Raw genomic sequence first — 15,782 nt, 5'->3', positions numbered from 1 at the left:
TCTCCTACAGTCCGAGGGACTTGGCGATGATCGTTTTCATCACTTCGCGTGTGCCGCCGTAGATCCGCGACACCCGGGTGTCGGCGTAGAGGCGAGCGATCGGGTATTCGAGGATGTATCCGTAGCCACCGTGCAGTTGCAGGCATTTGTCGATGACGCGACCGGCCATCTCGGTGCTGAACAGTTTGCAGTGGGCGGCGTCGACGGCGGACAGTTGGTGCGCGTCGTCGAGTTCGATCGCCTTGTCGACCATGGACTGCGCTGCCTCGAGTTCGGCCGCGCATTCGGCGAGCACGAACTTCGTGTTCTGAAACGCAGCGACGGGTTTGCCGAACACCTGCCGGTCGCGGGTGTAGGCGAGGGTGTGCTCGATCGCAGCGCGGGCGGTGGCACACCCGCCTGCCGCGATGGCGAGACGCTCGCGGGGCAGGTTGTTACCGAGGTAGGAGAACGCGGCGCCTTCCTCGCCGAGCAGATCGGACGCGGGGACCCGGACGTCGCTGAACGACACCTCACAGGTGTCGCTGAATTTCAGGCCGATCTTGTCGAGTCGGCGGCCGACCTCGAATCCGTCCGAAGTGGTGTCGACGACGAACAGGGACAGACCACCCCGCCGATCGTCCGCGTCCACGGGAGCGGTGCGCGCCACCGTCACCATGAGGTCGGACTGGGATCCGTTGGTGATGAACGTTTTTGCACCGTTCAGGACGTAGTGGTCGCCGTCGCGCCGGGCGGTGGTGCGGATGGCGGCGAGGTCGGATCCGGTGCCGGGCTCGGTCATCGCCACCGCCATCACCGTTTCGCCGGCTGCGCAGCCGGGCAGCCAGCGCCGCTTCTGCTCGTCGTCGGCGAGTGCCAGCAGGTACGGCAGGACGATTCCGGTTGTGACGCCGTAGTTTCCGAGGGAGACACCGGCGAGGGCGGCTTCTTCGGTCATGATGGTGATGAACTTATAGCTGGTGGGGCCGGCTCCGCCGTACTCGACCGGGATGTCGAAGCCCATCACGCCCAATGCCCCGAGCTTGCGGTAGAACTCGTGCGGTGCGTAACCCTGCTGCTCCCACTTGGGGAACTCGGGCACCACCTCCCTGTCCAGAAAATTCCTGAACATTCTTCGGAAGTCGTGATGCTCGTCGTTGAAAATTGTGCGCTTCATGGGAAAGCTCCTCGGCCGACGACGTCGGCTCCTCAGGTGTGGTGGTGACGGAGTGCGCGCTTGTCGACCTTGCCGGTGGCGGTGGTGGCCAGTGCGTCGACGAGTTCGATGGTGCGCGGCGCTTTGAAGCCGGAGAGGCTGGTCTTGACGTGTGCGCGGATGCCGTCGATCGTGATGCTCTGCCCGGGTTTCGGGACGATGATCGCGTGGACACGCTCCCCTCATTGCTCGTCCGGAACGCCGATCACGGCGCAGCGCAGGACCGCGGGGTGGTGACAGATCACGTTCTCGACCTCCGTCGAGTAGACGTTCTCTCCGCCCGTGATGATCATGTCTTTCGCACGGTCGACGATGACGAGGTAACCCTCGTCGTCCATGTAGGCGAGGTCGCCGGTGTGCAGCCATCCACCGCGCAATGCCGCCGCGGTTTCCTCGGGCCGATTCCAATATCCGAGCATGATGTTGTCGCCGCGGGTGAGGATCTCCCCGACGGTTCCGCGGGGAACCTCGTGTCCCGCTTCGTCGCCGATGATGATTTCTGCGTGCAGGGTGGCGCGCCCAGCCGACTTCAGGCGGGGTCCCCCGAGTCGGTGGTCGGTACCGAGCAGTGAGGCGATGACGGCGGTTTCCGTCATCCCGTAGCCCTGCACGAACTGGGCGTTCGGGAAGGCCGCCATGGCCCGGGCGAGGACGGCCTCGGGCATCGGGGCCGCCCCGTAGACGATCGTGGAGATCGAACTCGTGTCTGCGGTGGGAAAGCCGGGGTGGGTGTGGAGCAGTTGCAGCATGCCCGGTGTCGAGGTCATGGTCGTGACACGGTGCCTGCCGAGCAGACGCAGCACTTCGCCGGGTTCGAACCGATTCGCGAACACCAGGGTGCCGCCGACGAGAGCCTGCGCCATCGTGCCGAGCAGCGCCGCGATGTGGAACAGCGGGGCCATCACCAAGGTGGAGCCGTCAGGTTCGCTGGAACGGGCGTAACCCATGCTGCCGAGGATGGCGGTGGACAGCGAACGGTGCGAATGCATGGCGGCTTTCGCTGTGCCGGTGGTGCCGCCGGTGTAGATGAGGGCGGCGAGGGTGTCGCCGTGGGCCCGCACGTCGTCCACCGCTGGACCGGCCGCGATGAGATCCTCGTAACCCACCGTGCCCGCGGGTGCTTCGCCGTCACCGACGTGGACGATCACGGGACCTGTTGCCAGGCCTGCGATCAGCGGCATGCAGTCCTCGTCGACGAGGATGCAACTGCTGCCCGCATCGGTGACGGCATCGGCGACCTCCCGCGGGGACCAGCGGCAGTTGAGGAGGGTGACCACCCCACCGAGCCACCAGGTAGCCATCAGTGCCTCGAAGTAGCGGTCCGAGTTGAATGCGAGAATGCACACCCGGTCTCCCGGTCGCACCCCCTGCTCCCGCAACGCACCGGCCAGGTGCGCCACGCGCTCGGCGACCTGACCGGCGGTGCGTTCGCGTGCACCGTACACGGTCAGCGGTTGACGGGGTTGTTGCTGAACCGCCTTGTGCAACAGGTGTGTCAGGTGCATGGCTCACGTTCTCCTCGGCAGTTGTGTCGGTGGGGGGTCGGGGCGCAGCGGGCGTGCGCATCTCCCGCCGTGGTCAGTCGAGCAGGAACTCCGCGTCGCCGACCAGTGCGTTCACCCCGGTCTGACGTGCGCAGGTCATCTCGATCCTCGCCCGGCGACCGTCCTCGGCATCGAAGACGTCGACGATTCTCGCCGAGCACGTCAGTTCGTCACCGGGCCAAACCTTCTCGGCGAACCGCACCTTGAAGCGGCGCAGGTTCTCGACCCCCAGCCAGTCGGTGACGTAGCTGGCGAGCATGCCCGCTTGCAGCATGCCGACCGAGAACACCGACGGGAAGCCGGTCTCCAGTGCATACGACTCGTCGTGGTGAAGCGGGTGGAAGTCGCCGGATGCACCCTGATACTTGACGAAGTCGGTGCGGGTCAGCGGCGGGTACGTCAGCGGCGGGGCCTGGTGGCCGATCACCGGTGTGGTCGATACGGTCGTCATCACTTGCTCCCTTCCGAATTGCCCGTGGTCGCGGTCTGGATGATGGTGCTGTTCTGGATGGCCACCAGCCGGCCGCTGTCGTCCCGGAACTCGGTGATCATCTTCGCGAACGTCATCACCCCGCCGCGCTTGCCGGGCTTTTCGAAGCTCTCGCCGATGCGGGTGTCGGCCGTGAGGGTCTGTCCCGCGCGGGGCAGCGGTCCGTGGAAGACGTACTCCTCCTCGCCGTGGAGGATCCGGCGGCGGTCGAATCCGAGTTTGACGAAGCCCGACTGCTCGGCCGGTTCCCAGATCATCCGGCCGCTGGTCAGCATCGTCGGCGGGATCACCGGTGCGGTGCCGGTGTGGGCGGCGTCGTCGGTCTTGACCGCCCGCGCGAACTCACGGACCTTGCTGTAGTCGAGCGGGAATTCGTAGCTCATTTGGTTGCTCCTTGCACCGGAGGGATTCCCGCGCGACGGGTTTCGACGGACCGGGGGAACGTGTCCGAACCCATGACCGTCGCGAATTCGTCGACATCCCACTGCCGGTCCGCGCGGACTTCGTGCGCGATCGAGTAGCCGGCGTACAGCCCGACGTATCCGCCGTAGACGCCGAAGGTCTGACCGGTGAAGTCACAGGACTCGGTGGCCAGGTAGGCGACCAGCGGGGAGATGTTCTTCGGGTTGTAGCGGTCGAACACGTCCTCGTCGACCGGTTCACCGACGAGTTCGCTGATGCCGGGAGTGGCGGCGACCGGAGCGGTACGGGCCACCGGTGCGATCGCATTGGCACGAACCCCGAACTTGCCCAGCTCGCGGGAAGCGTTCACGACCTGGATGGCAAGGCCGGCCTTGCACGCCGAATAGTTCCACTGCCCGAAGTTGCCGTGCAGGCCGGAGCCGGAACTGGTATTGACGATCGAGCGGTCCGCCGTGACGCCTTCCTTTGACCGGGCGCGCCAATAGCGTGCGGCCGCCTGGGTGGCCGAGAACGTGCCCTTCAAGTGAACGTTGACGACTGCATCGAAGTCGCGTTCGGTCATGTTCCAGATCATCGCGTCGCGAATGATGCCGGCGTTGTTGACCAGTACGTGCAGATCGCCGAAGGAGTCGACCGCGGCGTCGGTGAGCGCCGCGCCGACGGCCATGTCGCCGATGTTGCCTTCGACCGCCACCGCCTGACCGCCGTTCGCGATGATTTCGGCGACCGTGCTGTGGGCGTCGGCGAGGTCGTTGCAGACCACCTTCGCTCCTTCGGCCGCCATCAGCAGGGCGTGCTCGCGGCCGATGCCGGCGCCGGCGCCGGTGACGATCGCCACGCGTCCGTCCAATTGTCCCATTGTCTTGCCTTTCAAAATAGGGTGCGGAACTGACCGGGGCTGGTCAGGAAACCTTTTCGTAGAGGGTGACGACCCCGGCCCCACCGAGCCCGAGGTTGTGCTGCAAGGCGACGGTCACGTCGTCGACCTGCCGGGCGTCGGCCGTACCGCGCAGCTGCCAGACCAGTTCGGCGCACTGCGCGAGCCCGGTCGCACCGAGTGGATGGCCCTTCGACAGCAGCCCGCCGCTGGGGTTGACCACCACGCGGCCGCCGTAGGTGTTGTCGCCGTCGAGGATGAACTTCTCCGAGCCGCCCTCCTCGACCAGACCCAGCGCCTCGTAGCAGAGCACCTCGTTGATCGAGAAGCAGTCGTGCAGTTCCACGACCTTGATGTCGCGGGGATCGACGCCCGCGGTTTCGTACACCTGGGCGGCTGCCGCCTTGGTGATGTCGGCACCGACGACCTTGAGCATGTCGTCGGCGGTGAACAGGTCGGGGAAGTCCGTCGACAGGGCCTGCGCGGCGATCGCGACGGTCGGCGTGATGCCGTGCTTACGGGCGAACTCGTCACTGCACACGATCGCCGCGCCGGCCCCGCACGTGGGAGGGCACGCCTGCAGGCGGGTGAGCCCGCCGTACAGTGCAGGCGAGTCGAGGACCTCCTGCTCGGTGACCGGGTCCCGGAACACCGCGTACGGGTTGTTGGCGGCGTGCTTGCGGGACTTGACCGAGATCTTCGCGAACAGGTCCGGGGACACTCCGTAGCGCTTGCAGTACTCCTGCGTCGCACCGCCGAAGAATTGCATGGCGTTGGAGGCATTGTCCCGGTCGACACCGTACGTGCGGTCGAGCACCTCGAGGTGCCTGCCCATCGGAACTGGCCGATCACCCCACGCGTTGAGCAGCGGTCCGGGCCGCATCTGTTCGAATCCGACAGCGAGGACGCACTCGGCGGCACCGGACTCGACGACCTGCCGCGCCAGCCACAGCGCCGAAGATCCACTCGCACAGTTGTTGTTGACGTTGACGATCGGGATACCGGTCATTCCGACGTTGTAGATCGCACGCTGCCCGCTCGTCGAATCGCCGTAGACGTACCCGGCGAAGGCCTGTTCGACCGTCTCGTACCCGAGACCGGCGTCGGACAGGGCGGCGCGGATCGCCTTCGCGCCCATGTCGAAGTAGTCCTCACTCTTTCCCGGTTTGGCGAACGGCACCATGCCGACGCCTGCGACCAAGACTCTGCGACTCATTTCTGTACTCCAGTTCGTTGGGGAGGTAGGGGTTGTGCGCGTATGCCTGCGCGTGTCAGAGCAGTTCGAGGATGGTGGCGTTGGCCATGCCCCCGCCTTCGCACATCGACTGCAGTCCGTAGCGGAGGCCTTCGGCGCGCATGTGGTGGACCATCGTCGTCATCAGCCGGGCACCGGATCCGCCGACCGGGTGCCCGATGGCCATGGCCCCGCCGTTGGGGTTCATGCGGGCGTAGTCCGCGCCGGTCTCACGCAGCCACGCCAGCGACACCGACGCGAACGCTTCGTTGATCTCGAAGGTGCCGATCTCGTCGAGCGTCAACCCGGATTTCTTCAGTGCGAGGGCCGTCGCCGGGATGGGGCCTTTGAGGATGGTCACCGGATCAGTGCCGGTGACCACCGCGGTATGGATACGGGCCATCGGACGCCAGCCGTGCCTGCGGGCGATCTCGCTGGTGGTGACGAGCAGTGCGGCCGAGCCGTCGGACACCTGCGACGCGTTGCCCGCGGTGATGTCACTGTCCTCGGCGAACGGGGACGGCAGCGTCGCGAGCTTCTCCAGGGTGCCCCCGCGGCGGATCCCTTCGTCGGTGTCGAAGATCCGAGTGCTGCCACCGGGGTCGACGACCTCGATCGGAGCGATCTGGCCGGCGAACCGGCCCGCGTCGGTCGCGGCGGCCGCCCGGGCATGCGAGTCCAAACCGTGCCGGTCCATCTCGGTGCGGGTGATGCCGTACTCGTCGGCGATCATCTGGGCGCCACGGCCCTGGTCGTAGCGGTCGATGTTGTAGCGGCCGAGGACCTGCGGTCCGTAGATGGGTCCGTAGTCACCGGCGCGAGCGGCGGCGCCGAGGGGAACGACGCTCATCATCTCGACCCCGCCCGCGACAGCGATGTCGTACTGGCCCGAGATCACCCCCGCGGCCGCCTGGTGTACTGCCTGCTGCGAGGAACCGCACTGCCGGTCGACGGTGACTCCGGGGACGTGCTCGGGCCATCCTGCCGCCAGCACGGCCGAGCGGGCGATGCATCCGGCCTGCATGCCGAGTGTTCCCACACAGCCCCAGATGACGTCGTCGACGAGACCCGGTTCCAGTCCGGTGCGTTCGGTGAGGGCGCCGAGCACGTGCGCGGACACCGCCACCGCGTGCATCCGGGACAGGGCCCCGTCGCGCTTGCCGACCGGTGTGCGCACCGCGTCGACGATCACTGCATCACGCATGAATCCTCCTGCGGGGAGCGTGGTTCGGGGTCCTAGAGACCCAGGTCCTTGGCGATGATGGTCTTCATGACTTCGCTGGTGCCGCCGAAGATGCGGTTGACCCGGGCGTCGGCGTACAGGCGCGCGATCGGGTACTCGAGCATGTAGCCGTAGCCACCGTGCAGTTGCAGGCACTTGTCGATCACACGCCCACCCATTTCGGTGCAGAACAGCTTGATGCGGGCAGCGTCCGCCGGGGTGAGTGCACCGGCTTCGTCGAGATCGAGCCCCCGGTCCACCAGGGCCTGCCCGGCAGCGACCTCGGCGGCGCACTCGGCGAGCACGAACTTGGTGTTCTGAAAATGCGCGACCGGCTTGCCGAACACTTGCCGTTCCCGGACGTACTCGCGGGCGAAGTCGATCGCCGCGGTCGCGGTGGAGACGGCGCCGACTCCGATCGACAGCCGCTCGCGGGGCAAATTCTGTCCCAGATAGGAGAAACCCTGATCCTGCTCGCCGAGAAGGTTTTCCACGGGCACCATCACGTCGGTGAAGGAGATCTCGTTGGTGTCGCTGGCCTTCATGCCGATCTTGTCGAGCTTGCGTCCGAATTCGAAGCCGGGGCTGTCCGTCGGTACGACGAGCAGGCTCAGGCCGAACCGGCGGTCGTCGTTGGGTGCGGCGGTGCGGGCCGCGACGACGCAGAGTTCGGAGTTGCGGATACCGGTGATGAACGTCTTCGCGCCGTTCAGGACGTAATGGGTACCGTCCTCGGACAGCCGGGCGGTGGTGCGGATGCCTGCCAGGTCCGAACCGGTACCCGGTTCGGTCATCGCGATGCACAGCACCGTCTCGCCGGTGGCGACACCGGGAAGCCAGCGCGTCTTCTGTTCCTCGTTCGCCAGGCGCAGCAGGTAGGGCAACACGATGCCGGTGGTCACGGTGAAATGCCCGAGAGTGACTGCGGCGCGAGCGGTCTCCTCCTGAATGACGGCCTGGAATTTGAAGCTCGTGGGCCCGGGCCCGCCGTACTCCTCGGGAATGTCGAAGCTCATGGCGCCCAACGCTCCGAGTTTGTGGAACAGTTCACGCGGAGCCTGGTTCGCCTTCTCCCAGTCGGCGTAGTACGGCGACACCTCCTTGGCGATGAAGGTGCGGATGGTGTCGCGGAATGCTTCGTGCTCTTCGGTGTAAACGGTGCGCTTCATCGTCTCTCCTGACGGGTTGGACTGTTGGTACGGTGCGGGGTCAGACGCGGCCGGCGTCGACCACGAGGCACTGGCTGTTGACGTAGTCGGATTCGGGGGTGCACAGCAGGTACACCGCCCCGGCGGCCTCGGTCGGGGTGCCGCCGCGCCCGAACGGAATCATCTTCGATGACATCGCCATTCGATCGGCGTTGATACCGACGCGAATATCGCGGCCGTCGATGTTCAGGGTGGTATCGGTGTCGGCGGCGATCTCGGTCATCCGGGTGAGGATGAGACCGAAGGCCACTGCGTTCACGTTGACCCTGTAGCGGCCCCACTCCTTGGCGAGTGTCTTGGTGAGCCCGAGCAGGCCGGCCTTGGCCGCGCCGTAGTTCGCCTGGCCCGCATTGCCGTAGAACCCGGACACCGAGGAGATGTTGACGACTTTGCGGTGATAGTCGGTGGGCGCGGACTTGATGAACGGCTGCGCCGCCCGCAGGATCCGGAACGGCGCCTTCAGGTTGACGTCCAGGATGGTGTCCCATTGTTCGTCGGTCATCTTCTGGATCACCGAGTCCCACGTGTAGCCGGCGTTGTTCACGATGATGTCGAGACCGCCGAACGTGTCGACCGCGGTCTCGACGAATCGCTCGGCGAACCCGTCCTCCGCCACCGATCCGGTGCAGGCAACGGCACGGCCACCGGCCGCGGCGATCTCGTCCACCGTCTGCGCGGCCGGTTCCGGATCGAGGTCGTTGACCACCACCGCCGCACCCTCGCGGGCCAGCTTCAGGGCGATCTCACGCCCGATGCCGCGTCCCGAACCCGATACGAGAGCCGTCTTGCCGCTGAGTGTTCCCATCGCATTGCCTTCCAAGAAGTCTGTCTTACTATTCCGAATCACGTTCGATCTGCTTGGCCATAAACCGGCGTCTTACTGGTGTTATGTCCGAAATATAGATGCGCATTGATTCAATGTTGTCGGTTACTGAGTATTCACATTGCCTCGGCGGTGCGCCCTTGTCAACCCCCTCATCGACGGAGGACCGTGGCGGCACGGAAGGCCCGGGTCCGCACCTACCGACTGGAGGCGTCCGCGCGCACGGCGCGCTTGTCCCGTTCCGGATTCGCGAAGACGAGAGCGCCGAGGGCGACGACCATCGCGACCACCCCGAAGGCCTGGAACGCGGTCGCGTATCCCGCTGCCGGGTTGTCCGCCGCGTCGACGATCAGTCCGGTGATGTACGGCCCAACCAACCCGCCGATCCCCATCATCGCCATGAACACCCCGAGGGTGCCTGCCGTCTGGCGTGGCGGGCACAACTCCGTGATGGTGGCGATGATCAGCGGGTAACCCGACGCGAGGAAGCCGTAGCCGACCGACACGATGAGAACGGCGAGTGCGGGCACGCCGACGTAGGGCAGTGTCACCAGGATCGCCGAGCTGATCACCACGCCGGCCACGGGAATGATGATCCGCACCGTCCGGGACGTCGCGCCGCGAGAAGTTAGCCGGTCACCGGTTGCGCCCAACAGCAGCATGAGGGTCAGACCCGCGATGCTGGGGAAGGCGAACATCGACCCGGCCTGCAATCTGGTATAGCCCAGCGCTACCTCGAAATACGACGGGAGCCACGTCAGAACTATCGCGACCAACGCGTAGATTGCCATGATCAGCAGCATGCAACTGAGAAAGGTCGGGGTCCGGAAGATACGAATCCACGGCACCGCGGGCTCGTCTGCAGCGGTCCCGGATTCGGTGCCGGCATGCCCCTTCCCGCTTCGGATGTGGGGTCCCTCGGACCACGTCGACAACCACAGCACACACCACAGCACGCCGAGGACCGCGAGGCAGACCAACGCGGCCCGCCAGCCCCAGGACACGGTGACGAAAGCCAACGCCGGGGCGACGACGATCTTTGCCAGCGAGGCAGACCCGGCAAGCAAGGCGCCCGGCAAGGCCCGCTTCGCGGGTGGATGCCATGAGAAGGTCGCAGTGTGCGTCAGCGGGCCGCTCGGTCCTTCCGACAGTCCCAGTAGAAGTCGACTGGCCAGCAGCACCGTGAAACTGGCAGTGAACACCATCGGCAGCATCGCAGCCGACCAGGCCAACGCCAGCACGGCAAGCGCCCACCGCAGGGACAGCAGCGTGTTCACCGCCCCGGAGAAGAAGCCGCCGATGATGAAGGTGAAGAAGAACAGGCTGCCGACCAGACCGATCTGCGCCGCCGTCAGGTCCAACTCCTTGGCCAGCGGCTGCGCGATGATCCCGAGAACAGCCTTGTCGCTCCAATTGACCACCGTCAGCAGCACGAGCAGGGAGGTGAAACCCCAAGCCCGCATCGGCCGATCGGACGTGCTCGAATGTGTCGGCAGTGGGTGCCGAGAAGTGTTCTCGCGTGTTGTCACCGTTAATCCCTTTCGGGTCATTGACGAGCATGCTGAGGGGTTGAGCCCGGAATCGAGCCGAGCGAGAAAATTGGACCGCTCCGATCGATCCACATTTTGGTTATTTGCAAGTCTGAAATCTGCGATGGTTCTGCGGGGGTCGAGCCGGGAAGATCTCCTAGCTAACGTGTCCCGGCAGAAATGCCGGCGCGGAGATGTAATCCGATGTGCTTACTTCAGATTCACATTCGACCATTTCCCGTGATGTGTCAAGGGTCACTTTCACCCGGCTGTCAGGCGATGGGGCGGCTGGTCGAAGTTCATCTCCTCTGGGTGAATCGTCCGAGCGTGGTCGTCCGTAGCGTCGTGATTGTTCGCCTGTAGTCGATTCGCGGGACGGAGCGATGTATGCCGGGGATGGATGAGTTCAGCCGTTCGAAGGTGACTGCCGATTACGCCCGGTCGGTCGGCAGAGCCGCGTATCTGTGGGGTTGGCCGTTGGTGAACCTCCACAACCGGCGAACCCTGATGGCGCAACTGCCGGAGCCGGGTCTGCTGGCCGGCATCGTTCCGGCCGGCCCGCCGGGGACGATCGGGATGCTGCGGGACTACATCCGGCCGGAGGAGCGGGTTGTTGCGTGCCCCAACCAGGACGTCGCGTACGGATTCGGTGTTCTCGATTCCGCTCGCGGGCCGTCGGTGGTTCAGGTTCCCGATTTCGGTGACCGCTTCTGGGTGTATCAGGTCGTCGACCAGCGCACCGACTCGTTTGTTCGGCTCGGCCAGATGTATGGAACGGCACCCGGCTTCTACCTGCTCGCGCCCGCCTCGTGGGACGGTGACGTGCCCGACGGCATCACCGACGTGTTCCGGTACGACACCCGCGTCGGCGTCGTGATCCCGCGAGTGTTCATGGACGACACCCCGGAGGATCGGGATGCGATCGCACCGCTCGTCGATCGCATCAGCGTGTATCCGCTGTCGGAGTTCGACGGCACGGTCAAGGTGAAGGACTGGGCGGAGGTCCCGTCGTTCGGCGGTGGTGATGCCACCGGCGATCAGGGCGAAACCCAGTGGGTCGACCCCGGAACGTACTTCGAGGTGTTCGGCGAGGTGCTCGACGAGGTGCCTGCATTGCCCGGTGAGGAGGCGCTGTACGGGTGGTTCCGTTCGGTGCTCGCCGCCGCCGAGAACGACCCGAGTATCGCCGGTGCGCTGCGACAGTCGGCGGTGGACACCGACGCCGTCGTCGGGGAGCTGTTCGAGTTCCGCAATATCGGCATTCCGGTCGCGCACAACTGGACCACGCAACGCAACGGTGCCGCGTTCGGCACCTACTATCTGTCGCGCACCGCGATCGGCAAGTCGAACATCTTCGTCAACACACCGAACGAAACCGTCTACTACTACCAGGATCTCGACGACGCGGGCGACCGCCTCCACGGTTCGCACACCTACACCGTGGCGTTCCCCACCGGCCAGCTGCCACCGGTGCGCGGGTTCTGGTCATTGACGGTCTACAACAAGCACCACTTCTTCCACCCGAACGACCTCGACCGTTTCTCCCTCGGCACCAAGAACCAGAACCTCACCTACGGAGACGACGGTTCGCTGACGCTGACTGTGGGCGGCGCAGCACCCACGGACCCGGCACGGCTGGCGAACTGGCTGCCGGCACCGGACGACGAGTTCACCGTCTACCTGCGCGCGTACTGGCCGGATCAGGCAATCCTCGACGGGACGTGGGAGCCCCCAACCGTCACACGGGCAGCCGCGCAGGACTGAAACGCCAATACGTAGACGGTCAGACCTCTCGATTGTCCCTTCGGGCGTGGATTTCGTCGTCGGCGAGCAGCGCGGCCTCGAGTAGCGAGGCGCCGGATTCTTGATGCTCGGCGATGAGCCTGTCCCACTGCGCCAGGTCTGCGTGACTCTGTATCACGAAGCTCTTCGCCGCCGGATTCAGCGCTCCGGGCCGGTGAACGATCCCGAACGGCGTGCGGATCGCCGGCCGTGTCTCCGATACGTGGGCGCCCAGCCGGTGTGCTGCCGTGGCCATCCTCAAGGGAAGGAATGCGCTGGCCGAACCGTTGAGGACAAGCGTCAGCTGGGCGTGCCGGTTCGGCACCCGGGCACTGATCCGGGGAACCACCGATTCGCGGCGCAATATCGTTGCGACGATGTCGTTTTCCCGCAGCGCCGAGCTGCTCGTCACGAGTGGGACCTGCTCGAGACGCGTGAGATCGAACGGCGTTGTCTCGCCGTCCGGAGGTGTGCCCGGCGGCCTCACCAGGAGCAGCCGCTGGACACCGAGTTGAACCTTTTCGAGATTGTCGGTCGGCACGGGGAATGTCGTGAATCCCAATTCACACTGACCGGTGAGCACCTCGTCGCACAGGTCCGCGGCACTCGCGTACTCCGACAGATCGATGCGGATGTCGGGGTGGAGCCGGGTGAAGGTTCCGCTCCACGCAGCCACCGCCTCGCTCGACATCTCGGGCATCGTTCCGATGGTGATCGACCCGACGTGGAGTTCGCGAGCACCCCGCATGATGTCCTGGGCGGCAAGAAGGTCGTCGAGCACCTTGCGTGCGGGTTCGACCAGCAGCTGCCCGGCCGGGTTGAGGACGAGATTGCGGCCCGTACGGTGGAACAAGGTCAGCTTCAGCTCCCGTTCGAGCTGACGAATGCCTTGCGACAGCGACGCCTGCGCCACATGGAGGTGTCCGGCCGCCCGGTTGACTCCGCCGTGCTCGACGACGGCGAGGAAATACTCGAGTTGGCGGATGTCCATGTCCCCATCATTCCCCCGGCGGGCGGCCGGTACGAGTGCCTCCGTCCTCGAGTCACACTCGGTACGAGTTCGGCAGTGTGCCGTCGGCCGCCACCTGACGGATCATTGCCTTGGCCAGGTTTCGCTGGTGCACCGGCGACGAGCCCTCGTAGATGCGCAGGGCTCGCACGTCACGCCACATGCGCGGGACAGGGTGTGGGCCGACGATTCCCTCGCCGCCGAGCAACTGGACGCAGCGGTCGGCGACTCTGCTCGCCATCTCGGAGTTGTACAGCTTGGCGGCGGCGATCCGGTGGCGCGGGATCTCACCGCTGTCGAAGGACCGTGCGCTGTCGACGGCGAGGGCGCGCCCCGCCTCGAGTTCCGCGAAGCTTTCACCCAGCGTGGCCTGCACCGCACCGAGTTCTGCGAGGGGAGCACCGAACTGCCTGCGGCCGTTGACATGCGCCACCGTGTCCTCGAGCATCCGGGTCGTCTGCCCGACACAAGTCGCGGCGACGTGCAGGCGCGCATGGTTGATGCCGCGCAGTGCCATCGTCAGGCCCTGGCCCTCGACCCCGCCGAGCAGATTCTCCGCGGGTACCTCCACCCCGTCGAAGTAGATCTCCCCCACTGGCGCCTCCGCGTGCCCGTTCATGATGGTCGGCAAGGCCGTTCGCAGACCCGGCGAAGCGGCGTCCACGATGAGCGCCGAGACTCCGCCCGCACCGGGGTCGGATGTATCGGTGCGCGCGAAGACGATGAACGCGTCGGCCCATGCCGCATTCGTGATGTACCGCTTGCTCCCGTTGAGGACGTAGACGTCACCACGCCGCTCGGCCGTGGTCCGCAGGTGCGCGGCGTCCGACCCGGCCTGGTCCTCGGTGAGCGCGAATGCAGTGACGAGTTCGCCCGCCGCCATAGCCGGCAGCATCCGCCGGCGCTGCTCCTCGGTGCCGTGGTCCAGGATTGCCTGCGAGCACAGGCCGATCACCGTCGAGAAGCGTGACCGGTAGACGCAGGATGCGCGGGTGAACTCGAATGTGAGTTGCACCTGCTGCTCCATCGTCCACTCCAGGCCGCCGTATGCGCGCGGGATCGAGATGCCGAACAGTCCGAGGGATGCCATTCGTTGGAGGAGTCGAGCGGGGACCTCGCCGGCCTCGACCATCTCGTTCTCGGCGGGGACGAGTTCGTTCTCGGTGAACTCGGCGATCGTCTTCAGGTAGGCCGGGAAGTCGTAGCCGAGGATGTCCGGGTCGATCATGAGGAAGCCCTTTCCGGGGTGAGAGTGGTGTGGGAGGCGGTGACAACGCCGCTGTCGATCAGCGCGGTGATGTCGTCTTCCGGGAAGTCGAGGTCGCGAAGCACCGAGATGGTGTCCCTCCCGACTGCGGGCGCGGACGTGGACACGGTGCGGCGGTGGCCGTCGAGGGTGAAGGCCAGGCCGGGACTGGTGAACGAAACCCCGCCGGGGCCGGCGACGTCGACGAGGATCTCGGAGGCGAGGACGTCCTTGTCCTCGGCGATCTCGTCGAAAGAGCGGATCGCGCCGCACACGATGTGCGCGGACTGCAAGAGGGCGACCGCCTCGTCGCGGGTCATACCCCCCAGCGCCTCGACGAGGGCGGCCAGCATCTCGGCCCGGTGCGATACCCGCGCAGGATTGTCGACGAACCGCGGGTCATCGATCATGTCGGGTCTGCCGACGAGATTGCAGAGCGCGGACCACTTTTCGGCGGTGTACGCGGAAAGCACCATCATTCCATCGGTTACCCGGATGACATCGGCCGCAGGGGCGGCGTGCGCCTGGCCGTTTCCCTTGCGCCGGGGCGCACGACCGGTGAGCGTGTACTCGCCCCAGGACGCGGCCTGCATCGACAGCACCGCTTCCATCAGCGAGGTCTCCACGTGCGCGCCCCGACCGGTCGACTCCCGCTCGTAGAGCGCCGCGAGAATCCCGGTCGCGAGGGCATTGGCCGCGGCGACGTCCGCGGCGGCAAGCCCGAGACGCTGCGGCTCGCCGTCGATCTCGCCGGTGGCGTGCATCAACCCGAACTCCGCTTGGGCCGCGATGTCGAGGCCGGGGCGGTGCCGGGACGGTCCGCGGGACCCGAATCCCGTCACGTTGGCGTAGATCAGGCGCGGATACCGGCTGCGTAAGTCGTCGGGTCCGAGGCCGAGCCGGTCGGCGGAGCCGGTCCGGAAGTTCTGCACCACAACGTCGGTCTGCGCCAGCAACCGATGCAGAATCGTCTTCGCCTCGGGCCGGGCGAGATCGATTCCGAGGCTTCGCTTGTCGCGGTTGTAGGCGCGGATCATCGCCGCGCCGAACGTTCCGATACCGCGGGCCTGATCGCCGCGCAGGCTCTCGACCTTGATCACGTCCGCACCGAGATCCGCGAGCGTCTGGGCCGCGCTGGGACCGGCGATGTACTGGCCGAAGTCGAGGACCCTGATACCCGAAAGCGGTCCACCCATCACG

The 15,782-nt window shown here is 66.1% G+C and carries 14 protein-coding genes and 1 pseudogene; 1 reads left to right on the top strand and 14 read right to left on the bottom strand.

Features of this window, described 5'->3' with window-relative positions; translation table 11 throughout:
- Positions 1 to 4 precede the first annotated feature (4 nt).
- The 11 genes and pseudogenes from BLV94_RS32005 to BLV94_RS31960 all read right to left on the bottom strand — a co-directional run bounded on the left by BLV94_RS32005 (position 5) and on the right by BLV94_RS31960 (position 10,479).
- On the bottom strand, positions 5 to 1,156 hold the full coding sequence (locus BLV94_RS32005) for an acyl-CoA dehydrogenase family protein (protein ID WP_072936949.1): 1,152 nt from the start codon (positions 1,154 to 1,156) through the stop codon (positions 5 to 7).
- Positions 1,157 to 1,188: 32 nt separating this feature from the next.
- Positions 1,189 to 1,365: pseudogene (locus BLV94_RS52215) on the bottom strand (AMP-binding enzyme); the annotation flags it as partial.
- A gap of 12 nt (positions 1,366 to 1,377) precedes the next feature.
- The gene (locus BLV94_RS32000) at positions 1,378 to 2,700 is read right to left on the bottom strand and encodes an AMP-binding protein (RefSeq protein ID WP_371851526.1); all 1,323 of its coding nucleotides are present in this window, start codon (positions 2,698 to 2,700) and stop codon (positions 1,378 to 1,380) included.
- Positions 2,701 to 2,773: 73 nt separating this feature from the next.
- Entirely contained in the window at positions 2,774 to 3,190 is a 417-nt protein-coding gene (locus tag BLV94_RS31995; protein ID WP_072936948.1) for a MaoC/PaaZ C-terminal domain-containing protein, read from the bottom strand.
- A complete protein-coding gene (locus BLV94_RS31990; protein WP_072936947.1) occupies positions 3,190 to 3,612 on the bottom strand; it encodes an FAS1-like dehydratase domain-containing protein in 423 nt (140 codons plus the stop codon). The genes BLV94_RS31995 and BLV94_RS31990 overlap by 1 nt, the downstream gene beginning before the upstream one ends.
- Entirely contained in the window at positions 3,609 to 4,511 is a 903-nt protein-coding gene (locus BLV94_RS31985; protein ID WP_072936946.1) for an SDR family NAD(P)-dependent oxidoreductase, read from the bottom strand. The genes BLV94_RS31990 and BLV94_RS31985 overlap by 4 nt, the downstream gene beginning before the upstream one ends.
- Positions 4,512 to 4,554: 43 nt before the next feature.
- Entirely contained in the window at positions 4,555 to 5,745 is a 1,191-nt protein-coding gene (locus BLV94_RS31980) for a lipid-transfer protein (protein ID WP_072936945.1), read from the bottom strand.
- 55 nt (positions 5,746 to 5,800) lie between these two features.
- On the bottom strand, positions 5,801 to 6,967 hold the full coding sequence (locus BLV94_RS31975; RefSeq protein ID WP_072936944.1) for a thiolase family protein: 1,167 nt from the start codon (positions 6,965 to 6,967) through the stop codon (positions 5,801 to 5,803).
- A gap of 32 nt (positions 6,968 to 6,999) precedes the next feature.
- On the bottom strand, positions 7,000 to 8,154 hold the full coding sequence (locus BLV94_RS31970) for an acyl-CoA dehydrogenase family protein (RefSeq protein WP_072936943.1): 1,155 nt from the start codon (positions 8,152 to 8,154) through the stop codon (positions 7,000 to 7,002).
- 40 nt (positions 8,155 to 8,194) lie between these two features.
- Positions 8,195 to 8,998: an SDR family NAD(P)-dependent oxidoreductase gene (locus BLV94_RS31965; protein WP_072936942.1), complete on the bottom strand. Its 804-nt coding sequence runs from the start codon at positions 8,996 to 8,998 to the stop codon at positions 8,195 to 8,197.
- Between the two features lie 215 nt (positions 8,999 to 9,213).
- Positions 9,214 to 10,479, bottom strand: a complete 1,266-nt coding sequence (locus BLV94_RS31960) for an MFS transporter (protein WP_072936941.1) — start codon at positions 10,477 to 10,479, stop codon at positions 9,214 to 9,216.
- A 453-nt stretch (positions 10,480 to 10,932) separates the two neighbouring features.
- Here BLV94_RS31960 and BLV94_RS31955 point away from each other — a divergent pair, with 453 nt between their 5' ends.
- A complete protein-coding gene (locus tag BLV94_RS31955) occupies positions 10,933 to 12,309 on the top strand; it encodes a DUF1214 domain-containing protein (RefSeq protein WP_072936940.1) in 1,377 nt (458 codons plus the stop codon).
- A 19-nt stretch (positions 12,310 to 12,328) separates the two neighbouring features.
- Here BLV94_RS31955 and BLV94_RS31950 read toward each other — a convergent pair whose 3' ends face one another.
- From BLV94_RS31950 to BLV94_RS31940, 3 genes are read right to left on the bottom strand one after another with little or no spacing between them, the layout of a single operon-like run.
- Positions 12,329 to 13,318 carry a LysR family transcriptional regulator gene (locus BLV94_RS31950; protein WP_072936939.1) on the bottom strand — a complete coding sequence of 330 codons (990 nt, stop codon included), beginning with the start codon at positions 13,316 to 13,318 and terminating at the stop codon, positions 12,329 to 12,331.
- A gap of 52 nt (positions 13,319 to 13,370) precedes the next feature.
- The gene (locus tag BLV94_RS31945) at positions 13,371 to 14,564 is read right to left on the bottom strand and encodes an acyl-CoA dehydrogenase family protein (RefSeq protein WP_072936938.1); all 1,194 of its coding nucleotides are present in this window, start codon (positions 14,562 to 14,564) and stop codon (positions 13,371 to 13,373) included.
- Positions 14,561 to 15,778, bottom strand: coding sequence for a CaiB/BaiF CoA transferase family protein (locus tag BLV94_RS31940; RefSeq protein ID WP_244163717.1), 1,218 nt, complete (start codon positions 15,776 to 15,778; stop codon positions 14,561 to 14,563). The genes BLV94_RS31945 and BLV94_RS31940 overlap by 4 nt, the downstream gene beginning before the upstream one ends.
- Between the last annotated feature and the right edge of the window lie 4 nt (positions 15,779 to 15,782).

This window comes from Rhodococcus koreensis (genome assembly GCF_900105905.1).
GTDB lineage: Bacteria > Actinomycetota > Actinomycetes > Mycobacteriales > Mycobacteriaceae > Rhodococcus_F > Rhodococcus_F koreensis.
The sequence above is the reverse complement of the archived record's forward strand: the minus strand, read 5'-3'. Positions and strand labels throughout refer to the sequence as shown.